This window comes from Streptomyces sp. NPDC055078 (assembly GCF_053607985.1).
This window is the reverse complement of the sequence record NZ_JBSGUP010000340.1, coordinates 1-8,731: the sequence shown is the minus strand read 5'-3', so window position 1 is coordinate 8,731 and position 8,731 is coordinate 1. Positions and strand designations below refer to the sequence as shown.

At 69.4% G+C, this 8,731-nt stretch carries 7 protein-coding genes; 2 read left to right on the top strand and 5 right to left on the bottom strand.

All coding sequences use genetic code 11. The features are described from left to right. Positions 1-204: 204 nt before the first annotated feature. The gene (locus tag ACWF94_RS25190; protein ID WP_453492700.1) at positions 205-1,173 is read left to right on the top strand and encodes a diacylglycerol/lipid kinase family protein; all 969 of its coding nucleotides are present in this window, start codon (positions 205-207) and stop codon (positions 1,171-1,173) included. Between the two features lie 322 nt (positions 1,174-1,495). After that, positions 1,496-1,753, top strand: a complete 258-nt coding sequence (locus ACWF94_RS25185) for a WhiB family transcriptional regulator (RefSeq protein WP_003953983.1) — start codon at positions 1,496-1,498, stop codon at positions 1,751-1,753. Between the two features lie 215 nt (positions 1,754-1,968). Here ACWF94_RS25185 and ACWF94_RS25180 read toward each other — a convergent pair whose 3' ends face one another. The 5 genes from ACWF94_RS25180 to ACWF94_RS25160 form a co-directional block, all read right to left on the bottom strand. Further along, the gene (locus ACWF94_RS25180; RefSeq protein WP_453492703.1) at positions 1,969-3,441 is read right to left on the bottom strand and encodes a sensor histidine kinase; all 1,473 of its coding nucleotides are present in this window, start codon (positions 3,439-3,441) and stop codon (positions 1,969-1,971) included. Between the two features lie 419 nt (positions 3,442-3,860). Continuing rightward, positions 3,861-4,940 (bottom strand): SIS domain-containing protein, encoded by a 1,080-nt coding sequence (locus ACWF94_RS25175; RefSeq protein WP_453492697.1) that lies wholly within the window; start codon positions 4,938-4,940, stop codon positions 3,861-3,863. A 355-nt stretch (positions 4,941-5,295) separates the two neighbouring features. Next, positions 5,296-6,831, bottom strand: a complete 1,536-nt coding sequence (locus ACWF94_RS25170) for a glycoside hydrolase family 3 protein (RefSeq protein WP_453492694.1) — start codon at positions 6,829-6,831, stop codon at positions 5,296-5,298. A 5-nt stretch (positions 6,832-6,836) separates the two neighbouring features. Further along, positions 6,837-7,667, bottom strand: a complete 831-nt coding sequence (locus ACWF94_RS25165) for a carbohydrate ABC transporter permease (protein ID WP_453492691.1) — start codon at positions 7,665-7,667, stop codon at positions 6,837-6,839. Next, positions 7,667-8,644, bottom strand: a complete 978-nt coding sequence (locus tag ACWF94_RS25160) for a carbohydrate ABC transporter permease (protein ID WP_453492688.1) — start codon at positions 8,642-8,644, stop codon at positions 7,667-7,669. Before ACWF94_RS25160 ends, ACWF94_RS25165 begins: the two co-directional genes overlap by 1 nt. Positions 8,645-8,731: the final 87 nt, after the last annotated feature.

Genomic DNA, 8,731 nt, shown 5'->3' with positions numbered 1-8,731 from the left:
AGCCCCGCCGGCGATTGAGGCGCTGGGGGTCCCCCCACGCCGCAGGGCGTAGGGGGCGGTTCGGGGCGGAGCCCCGACGAACAAGCCCGCACCCGCGCACCGGGCGCACCCCGCACGCACCGGACCCGCACCCGCCCCCCGTCACCGCGGCCCCCCGGGCCGCCCCCGCTTCGCCCGCACCCGCCCGCTCGGTACGCTCGTCGCATGCGCGCACTTCTCGTGGTCAACCCGGCAGCAACCACCACCAGTGCACGCACCCGTGACGTGCTGATCCATGCCCTCGCCAGCGAGATGAAGCTCGAAGCCGTCACCACCGAGTACCGGGGCCATGGCCGCGATCTCGCCCGGCGGGCCGCCGAGTCCGACGACATCGACCTCGTCGTCGCCCTCGGTGGCGACGGCACCGTCAATGAAGTCGTCAATGGTCTACTCCACAATGGCCCGGACCCGGACCGCCTCCCCCGGCTCGCCGTCGTCCCGGGCGGCTCGACCAATGTCTTCGCCCGGGCCCTCGGCCTCCCCAACGACGCCGTGGAGGCGACCGGCGCGATCCTGGACGCGCTGAGCGAGCGGAGCGAGCGCATCATCGGACTGGGGCTGGCCTCCGGCACCCCCGGGACGGGGGACGAGGGCGTACCAGCCCGCTGGTTCACCTTCTGCGCGGGTGTCGGATTCGACGCGAGCGTCATCGGCCGGGTCGAACAGCAGCGAGAGCGCGGAAAGCGTTCGACCCACGCGCTCTATGTCCGTCAGGTGCTCCGCCAATTCCTCGACGACCCCCATCGCCGGCACGGAATGATGACTCTGGAACGTCCCGGCGCCGAGCCGGTGACCGATCTCGTCGTATCCATAGTCGCGAATACGTCTCCCTGGACCTACCTGGGCAATCGTCCGATGTACGCGTCCCCGAAGGCATCCTTCGACACCGGTCTGGATGTGCTCGGACTCACCCGGCTCTCCACGCCCGCGGTGACCCGATACGCCACTCAGCTGCTGACCTCCAGCCCCACCAAGGGCCCGCACGGCAAGCACGCGGTCACGCTCCATGACCTGAGTGACTTCACCTTGAAATCAAAGGTGCCACTGCCCTTTCAGATGGACGGCGACCACCTCGGAGTACGTACCAGCGTGACGTTCACAGGCGTACGCCGTGCACTGCGTGTGATTGTGTGAGTAGAAGGGTCGAACGACCTTTATCTCGAACGTACGGACTGGCCTCCACCCCATAGAAGTACGGCTGTGACCTAGTCGACACCGAGGAATCAAAAAAAACTTTCCAGAAGGGGTTGTATCCGCCGCCGAGGTTTGCGAGTCTCTTCATGGCGATCGGGACGGCCCGCAGCATCGGCCCCACAGACCGCCAGAACCCCTCCTTAAACCCTGGACCACCGCCGACTGTGATGTTGGCGATCGGCCCTTCCGTTGTTGAGGGATTCGTGAAAGCGTTCACATTCACAAGCAACCGCATGTCACACATCAAGGAGAGGTAGCAGCCATGGACTGGCGTCACAACGCCGTTTGCCGCGAGGAAGACCCCGAGCTGTTCTTCCCCATCGGCAACACCGGTCCTGCGCTGCTGCAGATCGAGGAAGCCAAGGCCGTCTGCCGTCGCTGCCCCGTCATGGAGCAGTGCCTGCAGTGGGCGCTTGAGTCCGGCCAGGACTCCGGTGTCTGGGGTGGCCTCAGCGAGGACGAGCGCCGTGCGATGAAGCGCCGCGCCGCTCGCAACCGGGCGCGTAACGCCAGCGCCTGATTGCCACCGCAACGAGCCTGACGCCTCCGGCGGCGCGTACAGCGAGTACGCACTCACCGCCCACGAGCCGCAGCGCGCAGCAGTAACCCACAGCATTCGAGCCCCGGACCGCATCCAAACGGCCCGGGGCTCGCTGCTGTGGGCGAACCCATGCTGTGCGCGAACCCATCCGGCCCGGCCCTGGGGTTTCGCCGTTCGGCCCGCTCGGCGCCGGGCTATTTGACGGCCTGTACGGGGATGTCGAGGACGACCCGGGTACCCCGGCCCGGCGCTGGCGCCGGGACCATGTCGAACGTGCCGCCCAACTCCCCCTCCACCAGCGTCCGGACGATCTGGAGCCCCAGATTCCCGGTGCGTTTCGCGTCGAAGCCCGCCGGCAGTCCGCAGCCGTCGTCCTGGACGGTGATCAGCAGTCTGCTGTCGGCGCGGGAGTCGCCCCGTACCGCCGAGACCTCCACCGAGCCGAGCCCGCCCGCCGGGAACGCGTGCTCCAGGGCGTTCTGGAGCACCTCGGTGAGCACCATCGCGAGCGGGGTGGCGACCTCCGCGTCGAGGATGCCGAAGCGGCCCGTACGGCGGCAGTCGACCTTGCCGGGCGAGATCTCGGAGACCATCGCGATGACCCGGTCGGCGATCTCGTCGAACTCGACCCGCTCATCGAGGTTCTGCGAGAGCGTCTCGTGCACGATGGCGATCGAGCCGACCCGCCGTACCGCCTCGTTCAGGGCCTCACGGCCGCGTACGGAATCCATCCGGCGGGCCTGGAGCCTCAGCAGCGCGGCGACCGTCTGGAGGTTGTTCTTCACCCGGTGGTGGATCTCCCGGATGGTGGCGTCCTTGGTGATCAACTCCCGTTCGCGGCGGCGCAGTTCGGTGACATCGCGCAGCAGGACGAGGGAGCCGATCCGGGTGCCCTTGGGCTTGAGCGGGATGGCGCGCAGCTGGATGACCCCGCCGACGCTCTCGACCTCGCTCTCGCGGGGCGCGTAGCCGCTGGCGAGCTTGACCATGGCCTCGTCGACCGGGCCCCGCTCGGGGGCGAGTTCGGTGGTGACCTGGCCGAGGTGGTGCCCGACGAGGTCGGACGCGAGGCCGAGCCGGTGGTAGGCGGAGAGGGCGTTGGGGCTCGCGTACTGGACGATTCCATCGGCGTCGAGCCTGATCAGGCCGTCGCCGACGCGCGGGGACGCGTCCATGTCGACCTGCTGGCCCGGGAAGGGGAAGGAGCCGGCCGCGATCATCTGCGCCAGGTCGGAGGCGGACTGGAGGTAGGTCAGCTCCAGCCGCGAGGGGGTCCGTACGGTCAGCAGATTCGTATTGCGCGCGATGACGCCGAGGACCCGGCCCTCGCGGCGGACGGGGATGGACTCGACGCGTACGGGGACCTCCTCGCGCCACTCCGGGTCGCCCTCGCGCACGATCCGGCCCTCGTCCAGAGCGGCGTCCAGAAGCGGACGGCGGCCCCGGGGGACGAGATGGCCGACCATGTCGTCCTGATAGGAGGTGGGGCCCGTGTTGGGCCGCATCTGGGCGACGGACACATAGCGGGTGCCGTCGCGGGTGGGGACCCACAGGACGAGGTCGGCGAAGGACAGGTCGGAGAGCAGCTGCCACTCCGAGACCAGCAGATGCAGCCACTCAAGGTCGGATTCGCTCAGAGCGGTGTGCTGGCGTACGAGGTCGTTCATGGAGGGCACGTGTGCGAGCGTACCCGCGGGGTCCCCGGGGTGAACCGGCGGTGGCCGGGGGCCGTACTTCGGAGGGTGAGGCCGGGGCGGGGTTCCGGCGGGCCGGGGCGGGCGGCGACCGGCAATGTCCGCGCAATGTCGTCGAACCGATGGACACCGCGAATGGTCTAGTCCACAATGAACGCACCAAGGCTTCCACTCTCCCCGCACAGGAGAGTGGAACGAGGAACCGGTGCTCTCTGCCCTGACTGCGCCGAGACCTCCCCCACGGCCGCGCGGGCCCGCACACCTGCCGGCCGAGCACTCCGGGCTGCGGTGCCCGACGGGTTGAGGGTCCCGTCAGGCGCCGCGGCCCGCGGGTCTGTCCGGGGCCGTGCGGCACGACGACCCCGGAACCAGCGGGTCAGCGAGTCAGCGAGTCAGCGAGTTTCAGTCACCTTCGCCAGCGCCCGAGGGGCGTCCGGGTCCTGGCCCCGTGCGATCGTGACCTCGTACGCGAGCAGTTGCAGCGGCAGAATCTCCAGGATCGGCTGAAGCTCCTCCGGCACCCCCGCCGTGGGCAGGACGAAGCCCGCGGACGCCTCCGCCACCTGGGGGGCCGGGCCCACCACCACCAGGTCCGCGCCCCGGCCGCGCAGCCGGTCGAGCACCGGCTGAAGCGCCTGACCGCCCCGGCCGTCCGTGACCACCGCGATGACCGGGGAGATGTTGTCGACCATCGCGAGGGGCCCGTGCAGCAGATCCGCGCCGGAGTACGACAGGGCGGGGATATAGCTCGTCTCCATGAGCTTCAGCGCGGCTTCCTTCGCCGTGGGGTAGCCGTAGCCCCGTGAGGTGATCACCATGCGCTCGGCGAAGCGGTAGCGGGACGCCAGCAGGCGCACCTCGTCCTGGCGGGAGAGAATCCGCTCCGCGAGGTCGGGCAGGCGCGCGGCGGGCCCGGTCGCCGCGCCGTCGCCGCCGCGCAGTCCCTCCACGAAGAGATAGAGCGCGAGCAGCGACGCGGTGTACGTCTTGGTCGCGGGCAGGGCCTTCTCCGGGCCGGCCAGGATGTCGATATGGAACTCCGCGACCGCCGCGAGCGGTGAGTCCGGGTTGTTGGTGACCGCCAGGGTGATCGCCCCCGCGTCCCTGGCCGCCTGGGTGGACGCGACCAGATCGGGCGAGCCGCCCGACTGGCTGACCACGACGACGAGCACATCCCGCAGGTCGGGGCGCGCGCCGTACGCCGTCGTCGTCGACATGGAGGTCAGCCCGCACGGCAGGCCCAGCCGGATCTCCAGCAGATACTTCGCGTACAGCGCCGCGTTGTCGGACGTCCCCCGCGCGGTCAGCAGCACGAACCGGGGGCCACGGGCCGCGATCGCCGACGCCACCTCCCGGATACGCGGCGCCCCCCGGTCCAGGATCCGCCGCAGCACCGCCGGCTGCTCCACCATCTCACCGGACATGATCCGGCCCGGGCGCTCGCTCTGCTCGGCCGACTGCGTGGCGGACATTCCGGCTGCCTCCAAGTGGCGTGGCGCCGCGCACCGCCCTGCCGGGACCCGGCGCGGCTGCCAGGTCCGGCCGTACCGCGGAAGCGGGGGTGGACGTCGCGTACTGGTGCGACGATCCTACGATCTCCCACCCCGCCCGGCACATCGCCACCGCGTCCACCGAGCCGTACGGAGCCGGGGCAGCGCCCCAGCCCCCGTACGCCGGAGCGACCGGAACCAGCCCCGCCGGCTGTGACCCCGGCGCTCACACACCCCGGCCGGGCGGAGAAAGGCCGGTGCCGGGCGCGATCCCCTCCTGATGCCGCGCCCGGCCACCGGTTCACCCCGGGGCCGGTCGAGCCGGCCCACGCCCCGCTCAGCGGCCGATGATGACCTCCGCCGCCGCCCGCCCGCAGACGGGCGACGCGCCGTAGGTCGCGATGTGCAGTCCTCCGGTCGGCTCGGCCTGCGGCACACCCATCTCGACGACGATGGTGTCCGGGCGGGCGGCCACCACGGCGCCCAGGGTCTCCCCCATCCAGCCGTGCCGGTGGACGTCGCGTACGACCACGACGGTCCGGCGCCCGCCGGCCGCGCCCAGCAGCCGCCGGGTCAGGCCCGGCACCCCGTCCGCCTCGGCCTGACCGCTGGTGTAGGTGTCGCTGTCCGTGCCGGGCAGCAGGCCGGTCAGTTCGGCGGCGGCACCCCAGGGAGTGGCGCTGCCGACCGCGATATTGGCCTCGGGCGAGAGCGTCGCCACATAGACCGGGTCGGCGACCGGAGCGGTGTGCGCGCCACGGGTCACCCGCAGTGCCCGGCGGGCGGCGTCGAGGCCGACCTCGGGGTTGGGTGCCCGCTTCGCGTCGGGCCTCGCCTGTCCGGCCGTCCAGGCGGCGAGGGAGCGGACCCGGGATGCGGCCTCGGCGAGGCGCTCCTCGGGCAGTTCGCCCTTGTGCACGGCGCGTACGAGGGCGTCGGCGAGCGTCATGACGAACGCCTCGTCCTCGGACTCGCCGCCGGTGCAGATCGCGTCGGCGCCCGCGGCGATGGCCATCACGGTGCCCCGGGCCTCGCCGTACGTCTGGGCGATCGCGCCCATCTCGATGGCGTCGGTGACGATCAGTCCGTCGAAGCCGAGGCCGCCCTCGGACCGGGGCGCGCGCAGCAGATCGGTCAGCACCCGGTGGCTGAGCGTCGCGGGGTGCTCGGTGTCGAACGCCGGGGCCAGGATGTGTGCTGTCATCACCGCCTTGACGCCGCTGTCGATCGCGGCCTGGAAGGGCACCAGGTCGCGCTCCCGCAGCAGGGTCTCGGGCGCGTCGATCGACGGGATGCCGTGGTGCGAGTCGGTGGCGGTGTCACCGTGGCCGGGGAAGTGCTTGGCACAGGCGGCGATGCCGACGGACTGGAGTCCCTCCACCCAGGCGGCGGTGTGGCGCGCGCACAGGTGGGGGTCGGCGCCGAAGGAGCGCACGCCGATGACGGGGTTGTCCGGGTTGGCGTTCACATCGGCCGACGGGGCCCAGTTGTAGTTGACTCCGCAGGCGGCGAGGGAGTGGCCCAGTTCGCGGGCGACCGCCCGGGTGACCGCCGGGTCGTCGACCGCGCCGAGTGCGAGGTTCCCGGGCCAGGAGGAGCCGTTGACGACCTCCAGCCGGGTGACATCGCCGCCCTCCTCGTCGATGGCGATGAGCAGGTCCGGGTTCTCCTTGTGCAGTTCGGCCGTGAGGGCCGCCACCTGCTCGGGGTCCTGGCAGTTGCGGCCGAAGAGTGCGACGGACAGCAGCCCCTGGGAGATGGTGCGCCGGATCCAGTCGGGCATGGTCAGTCCGCTGAACCCTGGCTGGAGCACCGCCAGCGCGTCCCGGTGCAGCTGGTCCTGGGCGTACGAGCCACTGGTCGAGAATCCCACCGGGATCATCCTTTCACTGCGCCGTCGGTGAGACCACTGACCGCCCTGCGCTGGAGGAAGACGAAGAGAATGAGGATCGGAATGGCGAAGAGGGTGGAGGCCGCCATCGTCGCACCCCAGTCGTCGCCGAACACCGAGCGGAAGCTGGAGAGCCAGAGCGGCAGGGTCTGGTAGTCGGCCTGCTTGTTGAGCACCAGCACCATCGGGAACTCGTTCCAGGCGGTGATGAAGCCGAACATCGAGGTCGACATCAGTCCGGGCGCCAGCAGCGGCAGAATCACCTTGTAGAACGCCTGCCCGCGGGTGCAGCCGTCGACCATGGCCGACTCCTCCAGTTCCTTCGGCACGGCGGCGACGAAGCCCCGCAGCGTCAGGAGGGTGAAGGGCAGGATCATGACCATGTAGAAGAGGGTCAGCGGCACCAGGCTGTTCAGCATGTCGGCGTCACGCACGATCATGTAGATCGCGATGACCATGACTTCCCAGGGGGCCATCTGGGCCATCATGAAGCCGACGATGAAGCCGCGCCGGCCCTTGAACCGCATCCGCGCGAGGGCGAAGGACGCCGCCAGCGAGATGATCAGCGAGAAGACGACGGCGAGAATGGTGACGGTCAGCGAGTTGCGGACCAGGGTCCAGAAGTTGTCCGCGTCGAGCGCCGACGTGAAGTGCTCCATCGTGGGGTCGGTCGGGAACCAGACCGGGGTTTCGGCGACGATGTCCGGCGTCTTCTTGAACGCCGTCGCGAACATCCAGTACACCGGGAAGACGAAGCCGATGATGAGCAGGGTGGCCGTGGCGTTGGGCCAGATGCGGCCGAGCAGCGAGCGCTTCATCACGCATCCTCCTCTTGCTTCAGAACGATCCGGAGGTAGTACGCGGTCAGCGCCAGCATGATGATGATGGTGAGCATGGCGATGGCGGAGCCCATGCCGAAGTGCTGGTTACCGATGCCCTCGATGTAGGCGTACACGGGCAGGATCTCGGTGAGACGGTCCGGGCCGCCGGCGTTGATCGTGTAGACCTGTACAAACGCCTTGAAAACCCAGATGATCTCCAGGAAGGTCGTGGCGTACAGGAACGGCCGGAGGAAGGGGAGCGTGACCGAGGTGAAGCTCTTCCAGGCGCCCGCGCCGTCGAGCGAGGCGGCCTCGTACAGCTCCTTGGGGATCGTCGTCGTCGCGGCGTAGAGATTGATCGCGACAAACGGGATCGACTGCCAGACGATCAGCAGAGTGACCACGAAGAACGTGGAGAACTGGGTGCCCATCCAGTTGTAGTCGGCCATGGAGGAGAAGCCGATTTTGGCGAGGACCCAGTTGACGACACCGAACCGCGAGGCGAACAGCCACTGGTAGACGGTGGTGGCGGCGACGACCGGCATGGCCCAGGCGAGGACGAGACCGATCAGCAGGGAGACCCTCATGCGTTTGCCGAGCTTGGCGAGCAGCAGGCCGACCAGGGTGCCCAGGATCATGATGAGGACGACGTTGGCAGCCGTGAAGAGGATGGACCGCCCGGTAACCCGCCAGAAGTCCGAACCTGTCAGGACTTCCGTATAGTTGTCGAATCCGTTCCATTCCGTGAGGTGCTGGATCAGCTGCCTCATGTTCAGGTTCTGGAACGACAGGATACCGTTGTTGATCAGCGGGTATCCGAGGAATACCACGGTGACCAGGATCGCGGGCAGTAGCAGCAGATAGGGCAGGAGTGCTCCGGCTCTGCCACGTGCTGGGGGTTTACCTGGTCCCTCACTGGTCCGCCGGTGGACCTCCGTCGGGCCGGAAGGCGGCCGTTCGGTCTGCACGGTCATGCTTGCCATCTCTTCCTGGACGCTAAGGGGAAGCAGAGACTGCGGTAACGCATGTATCGCTGCCGGGGACGGACTCCGGTGGAGTCC

Coding starts and splice junctions, on each gene's coding strand:
- ACWF94_RS25190 (WP_453492700.1), top strand. CDS start 205: ATGCGCGCACTTCTCGTGGTCAACCCGGCAGCAACCACCACCAGTGCA.
- ACWF94_RS25185 (WP_003953983.1), top strand. CDS start 1,496: ATGGACTGGCGTCACAACGCCGTTTGCCGCGAGGAAGACCCCGAGCTG.
- ACWF94_RS25180 (WP_453492703.1), bottom strand. CDS start 3,441: ATGAACGACCTCGTACGCCAGCACACCGCTCTGAGCGAATCCGACCTT.
- ACWF94_RS25175 (WP_453492697.1), bottom strand. CDS start 4,940: ATGTCCGCCACGCAGTCGGCCGAGCAGAGCGAGCGCCCGGGCCGGATC.
- ACWF94_RS25165 (WP_453492691.1), bottom strand. CDS start 7,667: ATGAAGCGCTCGCTGCTCGGCCGCATCTGGCCCAACGCCACGGCCACC.
- ACWF94_RS25160 (WP_453492688.1), bottom strand. CDS start 8,644: ATGACCGTGCAGACCGAACGGCCGCCTTCCGGCCCGACGGAGGTCCAC.